14 protein-coding genes, 1 tRNA gene and 1 pseudogene are annotated in these 17,184 nt (G+C 58.3%); 9 read left to right on the forward strand and 7 right to left on the reverse strand.

The annotated features are described in order from the left end of the window. Positions 1 to 49: 49 nt before the first annotated feature. The 3 genes from AC4HIX_RS16550 to AC4HIX_RS16560 form a co-directional block, all read right to left on the reverse strand. Complete coding sequence (locus AC4HIX_RS16550) at positions 50 to 802, reverse strand: HNH endonuclease (protein WP_490399775.1); 753 nt, start codon at positions 800 to 802, stop codon at positions 50 to 52. A gap of 146 nt (positions 803 to 948) precedes the next feature. Then, the gene (locus tag AC4HIX_RS16555; protein ID WP_490399776.1) at positions 949 to 2,634 is read right to left on the reverse strand and encodes an ATP-binding protein; all 1,686 of its coding nucleotides are present in this window, start codon (positions 2,632 to 2,634) and stop codon (positions 949 to 951) included. Then, positions 2,603 to 3,694, reverse strand: coding sequence for a DNA cytosine methyltransferase (locus AC4HIX_RS16560; protein WP_490399777.1), 1,092 nt, complete (start codon positions 3,692 to 3,694; stop codon positions 2,603 to 2,605). The genes AC4HIX_RS16555 and AC4HIX_RS16560 overlap by 32 nt, the downstream gene beginning before the upstream one ends. Before the next feature lie 578 nt (positions 3,695 to 4,272). On the opposite strand from AC4HIX_RS16560, the gene AC4HIX_RS16565 reads away from it, so the two are divergent. Further along, positions 4,273 to 5,535 (forward strand): MobA/MobL family protein, encoded by a 1,263-nt coding sequence (locus AC4HIX_RS16565; RefSeq protein ID WP_490399778.1) that lies wholly within the window; start codon positions 4,273 to 4,275, stop codon positions 5,533 to 5,535. Positions 5,536 to 5,602: 67 nt separating this feature from the next. Here the strand turns inward: AC4HIX_RS16565 and AC4HIX_RS16570 are convergent. Further along, positions 5,603 to 5,968, reverse strand: a pseudogene (locus AC4HIX_RS16570) (hypothetical protein); the annotation flags it as partial. 298 nt (positions 5,969 to 6,266) lie between these two features. On the opposite strand from AC4HIX_RS16570, the gene AC4HIX_RS16575 reads away from it, so the two are divergent. The 5 genes from AC4HIX_RS16575 to AC4HIX_RS16595 all read left to right on the forward strand — a co-directional run bounded on the left by AC4HIX_RS16575 (position 6,267) and on the right by AC4HIX_RS16595 (position 11,361). Continuing rightward, positions 6,267 to 7,571: a hypothetical protein gene (locus AC4HIX_RS16575; RefSeq protein ID WP_490399779.1), complete on the forward strand. Its 1,305-nt coding sequence runs from the start codon at positions 6,267 to 6,269 to the stop codon at positions 7,569 to 7,571. A gap of 246 nt (positions 7,572 to 7,817) precedes the next feature. Then, entirely contained in the window at positions 7,818 to 8,327 is a 510-nt protein-coding gene (locus AC4HIX_RS16580; RefSeq protein WP_490399780.1) for a 3'-5' exonuclease, read from the forward strand. Positions 8,328 to 8,572: 245 nt separating this feature from the next. After that, complete coding sequence (locus AC4HIX_RS16585; protein WP_490399781.1) at positions 8,573 to 8,935, forward strand: hypothetical protein; 363 nt, start codon at positions 8,573 to 8,575, stop codon at positions 8,933 to 8,935. Positions 8,936 to 9,016: 81 nt separating this feature from the next. Beyond that, complete coding sequence (locus AC4HIX_RS16590) at positions 9,017 to 9,430, forward strand: hypothetical protein (protein ID WP_490399782.1); 414 nt, start codon at positions 9,017 to 9,019, stop codon at positions 9,428 to 9,430. Between the two features lie 317 nt (positions 9,431 to 9,747). Next, entirely contained in the window at positions 9,748 to 11,361 is a 1,614-nt protein-coding gene (locus AC4HIX_RS16595) for a recombinase family protein (protein WP_490399826.1), read from the forward strand. On the opposite strand, the gene AC4HIX_RS16600 is transcribed toward AC4HIX_RS16595, so the two are convergent. The 3 genes from AC4HIX_RS16600 to paaZ form a co-directional block, all read right to left on the reverse strand. Then, positions 11,318 to 11,394 (reverse strand) — tRNA-Met (locus AC4HIX_RS16600). The two genes, AC4HIX_RS16595 and AC4HIX_RS16600, sit on opposite strands and share 44 nt — an antisense overlap. 193 nt (positions 11,395 to 11,587) lie before the next feature. Continuing rightward, positions 11,588 to 12,388, reverse strand: a complete 801-nt coding sequence (locus AC4HIX_RS16605; protein ID WP_490399783.1) for a PaaX family transcriptional regulator C-terminal domain-containing protein — start codon at positions 12,386 to 12,388, stop codon at positions 11,588 to 11,590. A gap of 84 nt (positions 12,389 to 12,472) precedes the next feature. Next, positions 12,473 to 14,503, reverse strand: coding sequence for a phenylacetic acid degradation bifunctional protein PaaZ (paaZ, locus tag AC4HIX_RS16610; RefSeq protein ID WP_490399784.1), 2,031 nt, complete (start codon positions 14,501 to 14,503; stop codon positions 12,473 to 12,475). Between the two features lie 126 nt (positions 14,504 to 14,629). Here paaZ and paaG point away from each other — a divergent pair, with 126 nt between their 5' ends. The 3 genes from paaG to paaK are packed head-to-tail and all read left to right on the forward strand — an operon-like array spanning position 14,630 to position 17,169. After that, a complete protein-coding gene (gene paaG, locus AC4HIX_RS16615; protein WP_490399785.1) occupies positions 14,630 to 15,415 on the forward strand; it encodes a 2-(1,2-epoxy-1,2-dihydrophenyl)acetyl-CoA isomerase PaaG in 786 nt (261 codons plus the stop codon). A 2-nt stretch (positions 15,416 to 15,417) separates the two neighbouring features. Beyond that, positions 15,418 to 15,843 (forward strand): hydroxyphenylacetyl-CoA thioesterase PaaI, encoded by a 426-nt coding sequence (gene paaI, locus AC4HIX_RS16620; protein WP_027236384.1) that lies wholly within the window; start codon positions 15,418 to 15,420, stop codon positions 15,841 to 15,843. Between the two features lie 15 nt (positions 15,844 to 15,858). After that, the gene (paaK, locus tag AC4HIX_RS16625) at positions 15,859 to 17,169 is read left to right on the forward strand and encodes a phenylacetate--CoA ligase PaaK (protein ID WP_490399786.1); all 1,311 of its coding nucleotides are present in this window, start codon (positions 15,859 to 15,861) and stop codon (positions 17,167 to 17,169) included. The last annotated feature ends 15 nt before the right edge of the window (positions 17,170 to 17,184 follow it).

Below are 17,184 nucleotides of genomic sequence, written 5' to 3' on the forward strand. Positions count from 1 at the left end.
CTACGTGAGAAGTGAATTGATGTCACCGGTCGGCATTTGGATGGTTTACTCACAGCTGATAGATCCGCGGAAAAAGACTCGATACCTTGGTCAACTTCGAACTCTTTGTCGAATTGCAGCTTTCACACAAAAGCTGCATGTTCGTAATGTCATTGGCTCCACCCTGGGCAAGGGGAATGATGTGATCATAGCGCTCCCGCGCTGTCGGGGACAGAATTCGGTCGATAGCCTTTTTGCATGATCGGCATTCGCCACCGTCCCGAAAATAAATGGCATCCTGCACAAATCTTGGAACTGCGACGCGGCGCAGATTTCCTTTCGCTGTGAAACGGTCGTCAGTGCCTTTGAGATCAGAGCCGAAATCGGAGATATAGGAGGCAATGATTGTATTGAACCGTTCAAGTAAAACGACGTCGCGGAACAAAATGTGAAATATCTCCTCTACAAGCCGATCCCGCCCCTCGTCGTAAAGCTCGGAAAAAACAATCTCGCCTGGCCCTTCGTCTTCAATATCCTCAAACCAGTCTTTAGGCGCCCCTATCAACTCCAGAAACATGCGAAACGTTCCCATGCCTTCTTCAGTTGGTTCATGGATGATGCTTTCGAAGATTGCAGATATGAACATGTGTAGGTTCGACCACTTCGCGAATGGATCACACAGATTGGTTGCACGACCATCCTCTCCCAGGATGTCATGCAGACTTCGCATGTAGGCTCGTGGTTCATCGACTACATTGTGGATCACATGCGCGAACCAATAGGGTGTTAGCCCCAGCGCTTCGTAGTATCCTGTACTTCTCATGCAAAAGCCTTATTAGGATCTCATGCGACGGATGGGCCGCTCAACCGACTGCCAAGAACCGCAGAGCGATTACCCCATCATCCTACTGCATGGGAAATAACCAGCCAGGGTGGCGTCGATCGCGTGGTCAGATCCTTCTTTACCACTCATGGGCCAGTTTTCACCAGTTCAAGAAGTTTCCGCAGGCGCCCCTTGATGTTCTCGAGAGTCAAAGTGAGTTCTGATTTTGCGGGCTTCGTGAGAAGCCGAGTGTGTCCGACAGCGTCCCGGACCGGCGTGTATTTTATTTCGTAGTGGCATAATGGATTCTTGGGTCCACCACCTGAGGGGGCTTTACCTCCTTCTGCAACTTCAGAGAGTTGCTCCATACCAAGGTACCCAAGACCGCTCTTTGAACGCGCAATTGGATAACTGATGTAAGCCGCATCCAGCTTCCGCTGCTCCTTCTTTTGATAATCCGGTATTTTCGCAGCAATTTTGGAATCAATCGGCTTGGATTGGTTTTCGATGAATTTTCGGACCAAGTTTTCTGAGTAAAAGCAGTCAACATATGCAGCCATGTTGAACTCCGCGTCCGGCCGAAGTTTCGTGAGCCAATCGTCGACTTCATCTTTTTGAGGGGTTCCAGAAGGGGGCGAATACTCCTTCTCTGCCTCCGAAACAAAAGCCTTGGCTTTGCGATCTTTCTTGGAGACGCGCTTGTTCTCGTCGTCTCCTTCTTCATTGCGGCTGAGACGCAATTCGTCCCATTCATCCAAGATCTTCGGGATCAGGACCTTCTTGAGATATTCGAGGAGTTCAGTGAAAGCGCCGTCATCTTCAACAATTCCCTCCCGGCTACTGGTAAAGGGGTCCGTCCCTTCACGATCCATGCTGTCGTAGTGGATCTGCCCGTACAGGTAGCTTTCGAGAATTCGCTGGGTCGGAATATGTCGAAGGATGTTTTTTTCTCTTAGGCGCCCGTTCACGAATAGATCAACTGATGCCCTTTCCTCGGTCATACTGATCTTCGCGTCCCGCGGCTTGACCACAGTCGCCATGAAGCCTTTGATGGGCAGTTCCGTGACGACACCCTTGGGGTCTGCCTTCAGGTTCTTCATTCCGGATGTGTACGCATCTTCGTACTTATTAATGAGCCAAATGAACTCTGTGTTTCCTGAAAGGTCACTCAGATCATCAATGGTGACCGGTTTGCCATTCACGTGGATTGTGAAAGCGGGATCCAGCAGAGAGAACTTGAAACTCATCGCCAAAATCTTCTTGATGTAGGCTTCCGAGTTTTTCATCTGTTCTTTCATGTTCTGAAAGATGATGATCGTTCCCCGCTGATGATCCTTCATCAGGTCTTCGGCAAGACTGACATCCAGTTGTTCCAACTCATATTGCTGCGGAGTGAGGTCATCCGTGATAGCTTGATCAAGATCATCGTTGTCGATTGCGCCGCCAACGTAGTCTGTCTCGGCTGTCTTCGTGAAAATTGAGATCCGATCAGCACATGATAGCAAGGCCAGCTTGCCTATACCCTTTGCGCCGATATACGGGCGGTTCCCATCTGATAGCCTCTTCCCATCCCGACGCTTTGAATACCCAATTTTCAGGAACTTGCCCTGAAAGTCTTCACCCGACATACCAACTCCATCATCCTTGATGGAGAACGAAGAGTTTTCTTTGTCGATATCAATCCAGACATTCTTGGCATCGGCATCCCAGGAGTTCGAGATTGCTTCTCCGAGTACGGTGACAAAATTCCTGTAGAGGTTGCGACCCAGGTGGTTGAGGACACTGAGAGAAAGTTCGAAATTATACTGTTTCGCCTTGAATTCTTGGTTCATTCGCAGAGGTACCTGAATTTCTCAGAATAGATTCGCCGACGGCTTCTGCAAGCTTAACGGGAACAGCGTTGCCGATCCACCTGCCGACCTCCTTGAAAGGCAGTTTTTTCCCTTCAGGGGCAAAGGCATAGTCTCCTGGAAAGGATTGGAGTATGGCAGCCTCTCGGAGGGAGATCGCTCTGTCTTGTTCTGGGTGCCCAAACCGGCCGTTCCCAAAGCCGTAACATTGCGTTGTCATCGTAGGAGAGGGATCATCCCAGGTCATTCGGGCATAGACCCCTGGATAGGTTTTCCCGGAATCCCGCCGATGACACTCAGCCCGTAAATCCTCTGGCCAGTCCCGCCATGTACCTCCTGGCCGAGAGGCGCGGATTCTCTTCAAGTTCAACGGAGAAAGAGAGGAGGCAGCATGTAGCGGGTCATCGGGATGTGTCTCGCCTGCTGAAATAGGAGGCAAATTTCCAATTGCGTCTCGGACTGATGTCAAATCTTCCCTTGAGCTTGCTTTCAGCTCAATCGAATGGTTCTTTGCAGCCAATAGAACGAGGCGTCGCCGCCGTTGCGGAACACCAAATTCTTCGCACTTGGCGATCTCCCATGAGACTTGATATCCTGCCGCTTTCAATTTTGCACAGAACCCCTTGAAAACTTCGCCGTTCTTGTAGGCGACCAAAGAGGGGACATTCTCCATGGTCACGAAATCCGGCTCTACTCCAACGACCAGATCGGCAAATTTTCCTACCAAGCCCCATTGAGGGTCTTCACCATACCTGTGCTTGTACGTAGAAAATGGCTGGCAGGGCGCACAGCCCGCAAGAACGGTTGGAGCCTGACCGGAGTAGTGCTCTTTGACCTCTTCCGCGGAAAGCTTTGAAACATCCGCCTTATAAAACTTGGCGTCATTGTTGGATTCGTAGGCAAATCGGCAGCCTTCATCAGTGTCGTATCCAGCAAGGACTTTGAGGCCAGCACGTTTGAGCCCATGGCTCAAAGCTCCCACGCCACAAAAGAGGTCTACAACTTCCGCTGGGTGGATCGGGTCGCTATTTTCACTGCTCATAGTCTTGATGTTTCGCCTTGCAAATTCAATCTCGGCGTAGGCCTTGGTGAATGATTAGCGCAACATGCGGTCAGGTTTCCACCTGGAATTGCGGTATTCTTGGAGCAAGTTGCTTGACCGAAAGGCGCTGAAGCAACCCCAAAAAACCAACAGCGTGGGGGCGGGTCGGCGGATCAGTTCACGCTTGAGGCTCCTGATCCAGTCCCAGGAATGTTCGATCGGATGCCCGGGTGACCCTTCTGTGCAGCCATGCCAGCGTCGTCGCCCGTTTTGAAGGCTCCAATTGTCTAAGGTGAGCCTGCAGCGCCGCACCATAGATGATGTTCCGCCTGGTCTCATCCTTTCGCTTCTGTTTCTGAGCCTTTGTCGAGCCTGTTCAATTTGCATATCGATATCGGCCATTTCGTTCTCCTGATCGGATGCTGTTCGAACTGGAAATTGCGCCTCGACTTTGTCTCTGCTCCATTTTTTAATGTGGTCTCGCGCTGCCGCCTTGTGAGCGGCCCTCGCACGCCTGGAAAGGCTATGCGCGCAGTTACGCAAACCGGGGGTTTGCCTGCGCGCCTGGCCGGCGGGGCTTGGGAACGGATATCGGGATCGGGACCGATATCCTGTTCATGATACACAAAGCAAGCCGACTTGAGGTTGTTGTTCATTCCAGAGCCGATGGCCGATCTGCTGTCAAATCCGCCGCCTACACCGGCCGCACATCCTACCGAGACGAACGTTTGGGGCGGAGATTTCGGTCTGGCAAGACTGGCGGCCTCCTGTCACATGAGCTCTTCAACTGGGCGGGCAGTGCCGAAGCTCTATGGAACGCGGCGGAAAGGGCCGAGAACCGTTGCAACGCCCGGGTTATCAGGGAACTGCGCCCCAGCCTGCCAGCCGAGCTACCGCTGGCCGAACAGGTGAGGCTTGTTCGTGGGTTCTCGCTATGGCTTCGGGACGAATATGGCGTTTCTGTCCAGACCGACATCCATGCGCCCCGATTTCTGGATCGGGGTGAGGAACGGCTTCACAACGCCGGCAAGCTGGCCATGGATGCGCAGGAATACATGGCGGCTCTTTTCGACCCGACGCGTACCAATCGGAATTTTCATGCTCACATACTGATGACGACCCGCCAAGTGTGCCCGAAGACCAATGTATTTGGCGCCAAGACCAGGATTTTGGATGACAAGAAGACCGGCCCCGAGGAGATCCTTCGAATTCGTCGGGAGTGGGAGAAAAGGACCAACGCAGCGTTGAAGCGGATCGGTTCGCCGGCTCGGGTCGACCTTCGCTCCTATAAAGACATGGTCAAGGCAGGGGATGCCCCTGCCGGCCTCATTCCCCAAGATCATCTTGGCCCACGCCGGGCCGAAAGGGCACGCCGTTTGGAAGAAAGCGGTAGCGACACCAGCAAGGCGGGGCAGCGCAGGGCCGAAATCCAGGCGCACAATGACGAGCTCTGGCGCACTTGGCTGCAATTGCGGGCCCTACAGCGTGAAAAGGATCGGCTGGAAGAATCTTCCTGGATTTCAGCGGAACGAGAAGCTGAGCGAAAAAGAAAAGGCGGCGCTGAAAAACGTCGACTTCGGGAAGTGAAGACTGCCATGGAAGCAGAGGCCACTGTCGCGGCCTCTGCCCAGTTCGACAGCGTCAGGACGGCTTCGATGTGGGAGCTGGCGATTTCTTCGGCGCAGGGGCTTTCGCCCGAGCCGCCTTGCGAGGAGCCGGACGAGTTTTCCGCAGAGGTCGATTTGGAGACTTACGAGCCGCCGCAAGGGCGGCCGCAGCCGGAGCCGGTTCTGACGCCGAAGGTTGTTCGGGTGCGTCGTCGGGGGCCTCGGCATCTGTGACCTCATTCTCGGCTTCAAGCTGATCCAGACATTCGGTCAAATATGCGACCTCTTCCTCAAGAGCCTTTACCTTCGTCGCGTGCTCCGCCTCGAGCATGGCGAAATCGCGCTCCTTGAGGGCGAACTGCCGGGCGGTCTGATCTGTCATCCTGGAGATCAGGCCACGGACCATGTTCTGCATGCTCTCATCGAAGATTGAAGCCGCCTTGTCGATTTGATCCCGAACGTCGTCGGGCAGAGAGATGTCCTCATGCTGCTCAGTTTCCCGCGTTGCGAGATGATCTTCCCAGATTTCGCGGATCCTGGCGTACTTGCCCTTGCCTCCGAGAGCCTTGTGGATGTCCGTGGCGGTGGTCTCCCGGCCGAGTTTCTTCGACAGGGCTTCACCGGTTTCGATGATCTTCTCGTCGGTATTGATGGGGGTGCGAGGCATGGTTTTGTACTCCTGTTGTTGCCGTTTGCAGGAGGGACTTGGGTTCGTTCCCGAAAACGGAAAAACAAACTTTCAAACTTTTTTGCCTGACCTTGAAAAGCAAGGAAGGTCAGTAGGTTGGTAAGTAGGTTTGTCCGTTTGAAAGGTCCGAAAGTTTGTCGGTAGGTAAGTTGGGTTGGTTTGTCTGAATGTCGTTGGCTGACGTTCGGCCGTGCTTGTGTCTGGCCCGAATTCCGGCCTGAAAACCAATTCAAGCCGATTTTTTCCGCCATGCCCGCACGGGACGTAATTCCCTGGGATGAAGCATGCAGATCCCAGCGAATTCGCCCCGCTCGACCAGATTTCGGACCTCTCTGCCGAGGAATATTTCCGCCTGTTGCACCCCGAAGGCTCCCGGGGACGCGCGGCGGTTCTGTGCAAGCATGGTGGCGACGAAGTGGAGAACTACTCGCTCGAACACGCAGGCATGATCATGCAGATGCCACTGTTCCTTGATCAATCGAGCTTTCTGACCCTCCATCGCTTCTGGAAGGGGCGACGGGGTGAGCACCTGGCTGCGCTGAACGCATTCTATGTCGATCTCGATTACTTCAACGCTCCGCAATGGCGTGGGAAGTCGCCGGATGAGGTGCAGGCGGCATATTCCGCACAACTGCTGATTTCTGGAATGCCGCAGCCTTCGATTTTCATCCATACGGGTCGGGGCGTCGCAGCAATCTGGCTGATCGAGGAGACCCCGGTTGCTGCGGTCCCACGCTGGCAGGGAGCGATGAGCGCCCTGATCGAATTCTCGGCATCCTTTGGTGTGGACGAGAGATGCAGGGACACCTCCCGGATCTTCCGGATACCTGGAACCATCAATGAAAAGTCCGGCAAGGTGGTCCGAGTCTCGGGCGGCACCGGAAGGCGTTACGGCTTCGATGCTCTGGCAGATCAAGTCTTCAAGGCCAGCGGTAGACCGACCCGCGAGGAATTGGAGGAGCGTAAAAAACAGAAGAAAGGGAACAAGCGGCCCAGTAGCATATCAGTGCCCAAGGGGCTGCCGCAGGCGAAGCGTTTCCAATTGATCCTGGATGATTTGGAAATCTTTCGAAATGCCCACGGCGGTGTGATCCCAACAGGCTTGCGAAACACCTGGCTGCATTTCCATGCAACCTGTCTCACACACATTCCCGGCATCAGGGATATCGAAGGGGAAGTGCTGAAGATGGCCGCCACGGCAACACCCGGGCTGAAGCCGGGGGAAGTCAATGCAATCGCCAGACAGGCGGAGAAGAAGGCCAAGCTCGTCAGGACGGCCTCGATCTGGGGTGACGGTCGATATCATTACAAAGGCGCGACGATCGCAGATGGCCTCGGCATCACGCCGGAAATGGCGCGCCGTCTTGGCCTTCAGCAGGTCATCCCGGCTTCGGAAAGAAGGCGTCGTAAGGCGGCGGCGGAACGGCAGCGTCGCTCTGAGAATGGCGCCGTGTCCCGGGAGGAATACCTGGCAAAGAACAATGCCTCACGTGAAAAGCCCTGGGAAAAACTCGGCATCGGCCGAACCACGTATTACGAGCTGAAACGCGCCGGAATGCTCCCTGTTCTGGAGGCGGCATGATGCCGGACAGGTCCGTGCCCGCTTCAGGGGCGTAGCCAGTGGCCCGGGGCACGCCAGGGAAAAAAAGAGCCCCCACCCACCTCCCCAACGGTGCACGCCACGGGCAATCAGAAATGAACCCTTCGGCGGACAGCCCCGCGGCAACAGCGCCGACACAGACATGTCCGGCGAACGGAAAACCGAGCGGGCAAGCCCTTTGGCAAGACGGCGGAGCTGGTATGAATTATCAAACAGAAGGAAATGACCATGCAGCCAGTGTTTATCGATTTTGAGGCCTCAAGCCTAAGCCCGGCAAGCTGGCCCATCGAAGTCGGTCTCGCCAAGATCGACAACGACGAAATCGTTGTGAAGAGCAGGTTGATACGACCGCACGACGGCTGGGCAATGAGCGAGTGGCATCTCGAAAGCGCGGAAGTTCATGGCATCCAGCTGGAAGAGCTTAGCGTGGCTGCACCCGCCGAAGAGGTTGCCCACTGGCTTTCTCTGGAAGTTGAAGGATGTCTTCTCGTCAGCGATGCCCCTGAATTTGATCAGCGTTGGCTCGACCGGCTGTTGGAAACGTTGAGCACGGATCACGATCTGAAGCTGGCGGATTTCGACCAGGTCGTTTGGTGGGCGTTTTCAGAGGAACAGGGAAATTTGAAACCTGGCGGTCTTCACAACGTGTATTCGGAACTGACCAACAGGTGCTCCACACATCGCGCTGGGGATGACGCTGCCGACCTGGCCCGTGCCTGGTTGGCCGGGTGCAGGTAGGGCAGTCAGGGTGCGCTCCGCAGATAATCTGAATGGAAAGGTGGGGCATGCGTTTCCGTTCACGCCCCTCGTTGTGAGGGCGCGAACGGAAACGCAAGCCCCTCAGGAACCGGGTGAAAACGGTTCCACGTTTCGAGAGTGTGGGTGCCCGGGCCGGTCGTGCAAGGCCGGTCCGGGATAGCTCGAAAGCCCAGCCGGGTCTTGAAGCCGCGCGCGTCCTGCGTCCGGCAACAGAGGAGAACAAGATGTTCGACCTGACTACCCCGGCGCATGGAGAACTGCAGGACTTTCTGCAGGTCCATTCCGAAGCCCTCCAGAATGCGTCCCTGCTTCTCGGCGGAAGACCTGCATTAAATGCGACCGTCGCGCTGATCGACGATATCTGCAACGCCCCGGTGCTCACCCGGCGCCTGCACCAGGGTCTGGTGCGTCTCCATGAGCTGCTCTCGCTGGAACACGTGCACGACCCAAGCCGACCGGAATCGGCGTATTTCGCAGATCTCGACCCCGGTGCCCCCTACGTCGAAGACCTGTGTTTGCTGACCGAAGCACTCCAGGACGTCCTGCTCCGGCTCTCCGATCGGTTGGATTTCCCTCGCGCCGCCTGAGCGCACCCGCCGGTGGGGTCCTCCCCTCATCGGCGTCTTGAGAGGCCGCATGGGGCGGTCTCACCAACTGGAGGACCCAATATGGATATCGAAACCGAACGCGAGGTTCACAAACTGACGTTGGGGGCGATCTGCCATGGTCGCCTGCTTGCCGACGAGTGGCAGGAAACGGGGCTCGTGCCTCAGGGCACAACAAAACAACTCACTCAGGATCTGTTGCAGAAACTCCATGAACGCCGCGGATTGGAGGAATTGGATGAGGATCGCCTTCACCTTCTGGGTGAGCATATCAGAAAATTCACCAACCAGTATCGTGAAGGTCTGGGTGATCGAGCGCTGCAGCAGAATATCGAGACCGAGCAAATCTTCGACATGAAAGCGATTGATCTCATCAATCTCGCATGGCGTTGGCGGCAGCTTCGTTGTGCCAAGCGCGCGCTCGACGACAAGATGGCTGCGATCGCTGAAACAAACAGGTTTATGGCAGGGGGGTAGCACAAAGTCGCCCAGTGTTTCTGAGAAGCATCCGCGCCTCGCCTTGGGTTACCGGATCGCATGGACTGTCGCCTGCCATGCGCAGTTTCATACCGCGTTTCTGTTCCTATCGAAGAGACCGATCTCCCGCTCGCAATAGTGAAAAGGCGAGCAGAAATGAGCATTCAAAATCCGTCTCAAACCGATTTTTCGAATTCTGAAGAGATCCCCATGTCTTCCGCAGCAAAGTGCAACCCGGCGCCAGACTCCGGGTTGCTTGAATTTGTCCGGGAATTGGCCCGGGCAGCAGCACAACTGGATGCGAGGACATCACCAACATGCAACGACGCGCCGCAATCTACGCCCGCTATTCGAGCACAATGCAATCGGACCGTTCCATTGAAGATCAAATGGATCTCTGCCGGGATTACGTAGTCCGTGAAGGTTTTCGTGAGGTTGCGGCTTTCGAAGATCGCGCCAGAACTTCTGAAACGCTTATCGGGCGCGTTGGTCTCGCAAGTTTGTTGGAGGCAGCGAGCTCTGGTGAGTTTGATGCGCTGATCGTAGAGTGTGTCGACCGAATTAGTCGGGATGCTGCAGATTTGCACAAAGTGCAGAAACTGCTGCGCTTTTCCGGTGTAGAGATTATTTCGGTCAGCGAAGGTGTGCAGTCAGATCTGCACATCGGCGTCCGTGGTCTCGTAGGCACCATTTTCATGAAGGACTTGCGCGAAAAGGTACACCGCGGCATGTGTGGGAATATTTCCGAGGGCCTCAGCGCAGGCGGAAAGGCCTATGGTTATACGTCAGTGCCAGGCAAAGCGGGAGAGCTGCAGATCACGCCTCATGAGGCTGATATTATTAGGCAGATTTTTCAGGCTTATGCCGAAGGTATATCACCGCGAGATATTGCACATGATCTCAACGCACGCGGTGAGTTGCCGCCGCGTGGTGCAAAGTGGAACGCGTCCACGCTGAACGGCAATAGCAAGCGCGGCTATGGGATCCTCAGAAACTCTCTGTATGCGGGGGTTTTGGTGTGGGACCGGGTAAAGATGATGCGCCACCCGGAGACGGGCAAGCGCATTAGCCGGGAGAAGCCCCAGGAAAAGTGGAAATACGCGGATGTTCCGCATCTGCGTATTGTTGATGAGGCTCTCTGGGACGCGGTGCAGGCGCGTCTTGCGAAGCAGTCGCAGGCAAAACGTTCAGGCAAATCAACTCGGCGACCTGCTCGTCCGTTTTCGGGCCTGCTCAAGTGCGGATGCTGTGGCGGTGGTATGGCCATTCATGATCGAAACGGCAGCGCCATTCGAATCCGATGTTCAACAGCGGCGGAAAGCGGTTCCTGTTCCAACACCAAGAAGGTGCGTCTCGACAAAATTGAAGCAGCGCTCTTTGCCAACCTTCGCGGAGTGCTTGCGGATCCATGCTATATGAGGGCCTTTGTTGAGGCCTACGATGAGGAACGTCGCAGGTTGAGTGCGAGCGGGCAGCCTGACCGAAAAAAGTTGGAGCGCCAGTTGAAGGAGGCGAGCAAGCTATTCGAAACGCGTTTGGGGTTGTTCGAGAAAGGCATTCTGTCCGGAGAGGATGGGGAGGCTCTCCTCATTGCGGCCAAGCAGGCAGTTGCAGCAGCCAAAGATGCGCTCGACGCGCTCAATCAGCAGGAAGAGCAGTTGCACTACGATCCCGCGTCGCCTGCAACCTATGCCTCAGCGTTGGAAGATGTGTTTGCAACGATGTTGGCGAGCGATGGCCAGCCTAATCCTAAAGCGCGCGATGCTGTGCGTGATTTGATCGCGGAAATCGTTGTGTCACCAGCAGAAAAAGACGGTGTTCCCGTAGAAGTCAGAGGGCGCTTGAGCGCTCTGATCTCTAACCATTCCAAAAATTTGGGGGGTATGGTGGTAGCGGAGGAGGGACTTGAACCCCCGACACGCGGATTATGATTCCGCTGCTCTAACCAACTGAGCTACTCCGCCGCTCGCTGTGTGGACGCGATTTAAGGAATGCCGGCGGTGGGGTCAAGCGGAAAAGCTGACGAAATGCAGATTCTTCCGAATTTTTTCCGATGGGCGAGAAAAGAATTGGAAAAACAAAATCTTACATGCGTCCTCGCTCCTCGCGCGCCGGGCCGCGTTGCGGGGGAGTTCAGATCGCTGAGGAGTTTTGCGGTTATTCGGTCTGGGCATCCAGGGCGGTCAGCGCTGGCCGCGGCAGGCGGTCCAGCAGCTGGAACACCAGGGCGCGGCAGGTCTCTCCGGTCCAGTCCTCGGGGTGGAAGCTGGGCGGAAGGTCCGGGTGGCGCAGCACCACGCGGCGCCAGCGGTGCACGATCAGCGTTCTTAAAGTGCCGGTTTGCGCCGGCGTCAGGCCCGAAGGCGGCGGGGCGATCTGTTCGAGGTCCCGCTGCAGCGCAGCACAGGCGTCCTGCAGGGGTTCCGGGAACAGCCGCGCCTTGAGCCAGCCGGGCACGCTCATGCTGCTGACACGGGCCGCCATCAGATCGTCCAGACTGCGCGGTACCGGACCGTGGCCAAGCGCGGTGGTGCGGTTGACGGCCACATAGTTGGACAGCAGCAGCACCTCATCCAGTGTTGCTTGGCCGGCACCATCTTCGGCGATCAGCAGGTGCCAGTCGGTTGGGGCTGCGGCGCGGCGTTCGTAGATGCGGGGCGTCACCGCGGCCGATTGGCTGCGCCCGTATTCGGTTAGGTAATGGACAGAGGCACGGCCCGCGCGCTCGCTTTCGATCCAGCCGTCCTTGCGCAGCCGGTGCAGGGCCACCCGGATTGCCTCGGGCTTGATACCCATCGGGGTGATGATGCGGGTCAGGGCGCCGCCGCTGATCTGGGCGCCCTTGTCCTGCGCCAGATCGCCGAACAGCGACACGATCACCGACCAGACCCGCTGGTTCTGCGGATCGTTCAGCTGCTGGACGGTGGTGTCAAACCAAGGGTTATGCTGTTCGTTCATAGGGATAAATATAGTTCGCCCGGACCGGTAAGGCCAGTCCGGGCGCACGGCAGCTTTACCGCTGCCTGCCGCATTTGCGCTGTCTTAGAAGGCGTTCATCGTCAGCAGTTCATACTCTGCCGCAATCTCGCCGTCCTGGTTGGTCAGGGTCACGTGCCAGCGGACCTCGCCGTATTCCTCGTTGCGGGGGGTCTTCTTCTTGACCGTGAGGCGCACCTTGATGCTTTCGCCTGCGGAAATGGGCTTCATGAAGCGCAGATTGTCGAGGCCGGTATTGGCCAGGACCGGGCCTTCGTCCGGCTGCACGAACATGCCCGCGGCGAAAGACAAGAGCAGGTAGCCATGCGCCACGCGGCCCGGGAAGAACGGGTTCCGCTTGGCGGCCTCGTCGTCCATGTGGGCATAGAAGGTGTCGCCGGTGAAATGGGCGAAGGTCTCGATATCCTCCAGCGTGACGGTGCGCGGGGCGGTGTGCAGGGTCTCGCCAATCGCCAGCTCGCCGAACTTGCGGGTGAAGGGGTGTGCCGGGCCTTCGATCTCGGTGCCGCCAGGGACCCATTTCTCGCCGATTGCCGACAGGATGTCGGGCGAGCCCTGGATGGCGGTGCGCTGCATGTAGTGTTTGACGCCGCGCACGCCGCCCATCTCCTCGCCGCCGCCGGCCCGGCCCGGGCCGCCGTGCACCATGTGCGGCAGGGGGGAGCCGTGGCCGGTCGATTCCTTCATCGAGTCGCGGTTGTTGAAATAGAGGCGGCCGTGGTAGGCGCCGGCGCCGATGGCGACCTCGCGGGCGACGGCAGGGTCATGGGTGATGACCGAGGCCACCAGCGAGCCCTGGCCGCGGTTGGCGAGATCAATCGCGTGGTTCAGGTCTCGGTAGCCCATGATGGTGGAGACGGGGCCGAAGGCCTCTGTGTCATGGACGCGCTGCGCCTTGTCCGGGTCGGCGCAGTGGAACAGCATCGGCGGGACAAAGGCGCCTTTTTCGGCGTCGGCGCCATCGACGGAGAAGTTCGCCGGGTCGCCAAAGACGCGCTCTGCTTCCTGGCCGATGATTTCAGCCTTTTCCAGTACGTCGCGTTTCTGGCTGTTTGAGACCAGCGCGCCCATCCGGGTGGTTTCAAGGCGCGGGTCGCCGATTTTGGTTTTTGCCAGTCGGGCAGAGAGCGCTTCGATCACTGCGTCCACCTGCGCTTGCGGCGCGATGATGCGGCGGATGGCGGTGCATTTCTGGCCCGCCTTAGTAGTCATCTCGCGGCTGACTTCCTTGACGAAGAGATCAAACTCCGGCGTGCCGGGCTGCGCGTCGGGGCCAAGGATAGACGCGTTGAGGCTGTCCTGTTCGGCCACGAACCGGACCGAGTTTTCCAGGATCACCGGGTTCGCGCGCAGTTTCAGCGCGGTATTAGCGGAGCCGGTGAAGCTGACCACGTCCTGCATGGTCAGATGGTCCAGCATGTCGCCGAGGCCGCCGGACACCAGCTGCAGCGCGCCTTCGGGCAGGATGCCGCTGTCGAGCATCAGTTTCACTGCCAGCTCTGTCACATAGCAGCTGTTGGTGGCGGGCTTCACGATGGCGGGGACGCCTGCCAGCAGGGTGGGTGCCAGTTTCTCCAGCATGCCCCAGACCGGGAAGTTGAAGGCGTTGATATGCACCGCGACGCCGCGCAGCGGGGTGCAGATGTGCTGACCCAGGAAGGTGCCGTTGCGGGAGAGCTGCTCCACATCGCCATCGAGGTAGACATGCGCGTCCGGCATCTCGCGGCGGCCCTTGGAGGCGAAGACGAACATGGTGCCGATGCCGCCGTCAATGTCGATCATGTGGTCGGACTGCGTGGCGCCGGTGTTGAAGGACAGGTCATAGAGCGCTTGCTTGTGCTGGTTCAGGTGGCCGGCGAGCGCCTTCAGCATCCGGGCGCGGTCGTGGAAGGTCAGCTTGCGCAGGTTGGCGCCGCCCACGGTGCGGGCGTAGTCGAGCATTCCTTGCACGTCGAGCGCGTCATTGCCGGCGCTGGCGATCACCTCGCCGGTGATGGCGCTGGCGATGTTGCGGGCACCTGCGCCCGGTGCGACCCATTGACCCGCTGCAAAGCTGGAAATCTCTAGAAGGCTCATGATGCTGTCCTTTTCGTCAGGCCGGCAGGGGCCGGCTGGCTGGAATCCGATGCTGAGATATATTGACCGTCCGGTCGGTTTATGCAAGGAATTTGTCAAATGCACCGCTGACAGGGTGAGGGAGCGATGAGCGATACGATTCTGGTGGAGGTCCACGGGACCTGGGTGGAGATCACTCTGAACCGTCCGGACCGGCTGAACAGTTTCAACGAGGAGATGCACAATGCCTTGCGCGCGGCACTTGAGGCGGCGCGCGACGGCGGCGCCCGCGCGGTGCTGCTGACCGGGGCGGGCCGTGGCTTCTGCGCCGGGCAGGATCTGGGCGACCGCGATCCGCGCAAGATGGACGGGCCGCCGGACCTGAGCCAGACCGTGCGCAAGTTCTATGCGCCGCTGGTTCGGCTGATCCGCGAGCTGAACTTCCCGGTGATCTGCGCGGTGAATGGCGTGGCCGCCGGGGCGGGCGCCAATCTGGCGCTGGCCTGCGACATGGTGCTGGCGGGTGAGAGCGCCAAGTTCATTCAATCTTTTGCGAAGGTGGGCCTGATCCCGGACACCGGCGGCAGCTGGCATCTGCCGCGGCTGCTGGGCGAGGCGCGGGCCAAGGGGCTGGCGCTGACCGCTGAGCCGCTGCCAGCCAGGAAGGCCGAGGACTGGGGCCTGATCTGGAAGGCGCTGCCGGATGACGAGCTGATGACAGAGGCGCGCGCGATGGCAGAGAAATTCGCCAACGGGCCGACACTGGGGCTTGGACTGACCAAGCAGTGCATTCAGGCGGCTGCGGTTAACACGCTCTCTGACCAGCTGGAGATCGAGGCGGACGCGATGAAGACCTGCGGCGAAAGCGCGGATTACGCGGAGGGTGTTGCCAGCTTCCTGGAAAAGCGCGCTCCTGAGTTCAAGGGCAAGTGACCATGACCCCGAAAGAACGCGCCGAAAAATCCGCCGCCGCCATGTGGGCCGAGGACCACGCGTCCAAGTGGGCGGGGATGGAGATCACCCATGTGGATGAGGGCGAGGCCACGCTGGAGCTGACCATCGCGCAGCACCACTGCAACGGGCACGGCATTTGCCATGGCGGGGTGACCTTCATGCTGGCCGACAGCGCCTTTGCCTTTGCCTGCAACAGCCGCAACCAGTCGACCGTGGCGCAGCACAACGTGATCAGCTTCACCGCGCCCGGACGGCTGGGTGACACGCTGATTGCCAAGGCCCGCGAGATTTCCCTGACCGGGCGCAGCGGCATTTATGACGTGACAGTGACCAATCAGGACGGCCAGCAGATCGCCGAGTTCCGGGGTTTCTCCCGGGCGGTCAAAGGCCAGTTGTTTGACGAATAAGGTGTGGAGGACGCCATGGAAGACCTGAGCCCCAAGAAGGGTGAACTGGAGCCGATCGAGATCGCCTCGATCGACGAAATCCGAGCATTGCAGCTGGAGCGGCTGAAGTGGTCGGTGCGCCATGCCTATGACAACGTGGCGATGTACAAGCAGCGGTTCGACGAGGCGGGTGTGCATCCGGACGATTTGCAACAGCTGTCCGATCTGGCGAAGTTTCCGTTCACCTACAAGAACGACCTGCGGGACAACTATCCGTTCGGCCTGTTTGCGGTGCCGCGCAGTGAAATCATCCGCCTGCATGCGTCCTCCGGCACCACGGGTAAGCCGACGGTGGTGGGCTATACCGCCAATGACATCAGCAACTGGGCGGATCTGGTGGCGCGCAGCTTGCGTGCCTCGGGCCTGCGCAAGGGCGATATGGTGCATAATGCCTATGGCTACGGGTTGTTCACCGGCGGCTTGGGCGCGCATTACGGCATTGAGCGCTTGGGCGCGACCGTGGTGCCGATGTCGGGCGGCCAGACCGAAAAGCAGGTTGGCCTGATCACCGATTTCAAACCCGATGGGATCATGGTGACGCCGTCCTACATGCTCAACATCCTGGAGCAGTACCACAAGGTCGGCATGGACCCGCGCGAATGCTCGCTGAAGGTGGGTGTTTTCGGGGCTGAACCCTGGACCGACGCGATGCGCAAGGAGGTCGAGGACGCCTTTGACATGCATGCGGTCGATATCTACGGCCTGAGCGAGATCATGGGTCCGGGCGTGGCCAACGAATGCGTTGAGACCAAGGACGGCCCGGTGATCTGGGAGGACCACTTCCTGCCCGAGATCATTGATCCGCAGACCGGTGAAGTGCTGCCGGACGGCGAGCTGGGCGAGCTGGTATTCACCACGCTGACCAAGGAAGGCCTGCCGATGGTCCGTTACCGCACACGCGACCTGACCCGGCTGCTGCCGGGCACCGCGCGGTCGATGCGGCGGATGGAGAAGATCACCGGCCGCAGTGACGACATGATCATCCTGCGCGGGGTCAATGTCTTCCCCAGCCAGGTGGAGGAACAGCTGATGGCGACCGGCGGCCTGGCGCCGCATTACCAGATCGAGCTCTACAAATCCGGCCGGATGGACGCGATGCGGGTGTTTGTGGAGGCCAATCCGGATGCTACCGATGAGCTGAGCAAAACCGCCGCGGCGCGGATGCTGACCAAGCGGATCAAGGATATGGTTGGCGTTTCCACCGAGATCATTGTAGGCGACCCCGGTTCCGTCGAGCGCAGCCAGGGAAAGGCCAAGCGCGTCGTCGACAACCGCAACAAGTCCTGAACCGGGGAAGTGAGC

This window comes from Leisingera sp., assembly GCF_982940295.1.

Bases quoted from the DNA above. Each gene is read 5' to 3' on its own strand.
- AC4HIX_RS16585 (WP_490399781.1), top strand. From the start codon at position 8,573: ATGTTCGACCTGACTACCCCGGCGCATGGAGAACTGCAGGACTTTCTG.
- AC4HIX_RS16550 (WP_490399775.1), bottom strand. From the start codon at position 802: ATGAGAAGTACAGGATACTACGAAGCGCTGGGGCTAACACCCTATTGG.
- AC4HIX_RS16555 (WP_490399776.1), bottom strand. From the start codon at position 2,634: ATGAACCAAGAATTCAAGGCGAAACAGTATAATTTCGAACTTTCTCTC.
- AC4HIX_RS16575 (WP_490399779.1), top strand. From the start codon at position 6,267: ATGAAGCATGCAGATCCCAGCGAATTCGCCCCGCTCGACCAGATTTCG.
- AC4HIX_RS16580 (WP_490399780.1), top strand. From the start codon at position 7,818: ATGCAGCCAGTGTTTATCGATTTTGAGGCCTCAAGCCTAAGCCCGGCA.
- paaZ (WP_490399784.1), bottom strand. From the start codon at position 14,503: ATGAGCCTTCTAGAGATTTCCAGCTTTGCAGCGGGTCAATGGGTCGCA.
- AC4HIX_RS16595 (WP_490399826.1), top strand. From the start codon at position 9,748: ATGCAACGACGCGCCGCAATCTACGCCCGCTATTCGAGCACAATGCAA.
- AC4HIX_RS16605 (WP_490399783.1), bottom strand. From the start codon at position 12,388: ATGAACGAACAGCATAACCCTTGGTTTGACACCACCGTCCAGCAGCTG.
- AC4HIX_RS16560 (WP_490399777.1), bottom strand. From the start codon at position 3,694: ATGAGCAGTGAAAATAGCGACCCGATCCACCCAGCGGAAGTTGTAGAC.
- AC4HIX_RS16590 (WP_490399782.1), top strand. From the start codon at position 9,017: ATGGATATCGAAACCGAACGCGAGGTTCACAAACTGACGTTGGGGGCG.
- paaK (WP_490399786.1), top strand. From the start codon at position 15,859: ATGGAAGACCTGAGCCCCAAGAAGGGTGAACTGGAGCCGATCGAGATC.
- paaG (WP_490399785.1), top strand. From the start codon at position 14,630: ATGAGCGATACGATTCTGGTGGAGGTCCACGGGACCTGGGTGGAGATC.
- paaI (WP_027236384.1), top strand. From the start codon at position 15,418: ATGACCCCGAAAGAACGCGCCGAAAAATCCGCCGCCGCCATGTGGGCC.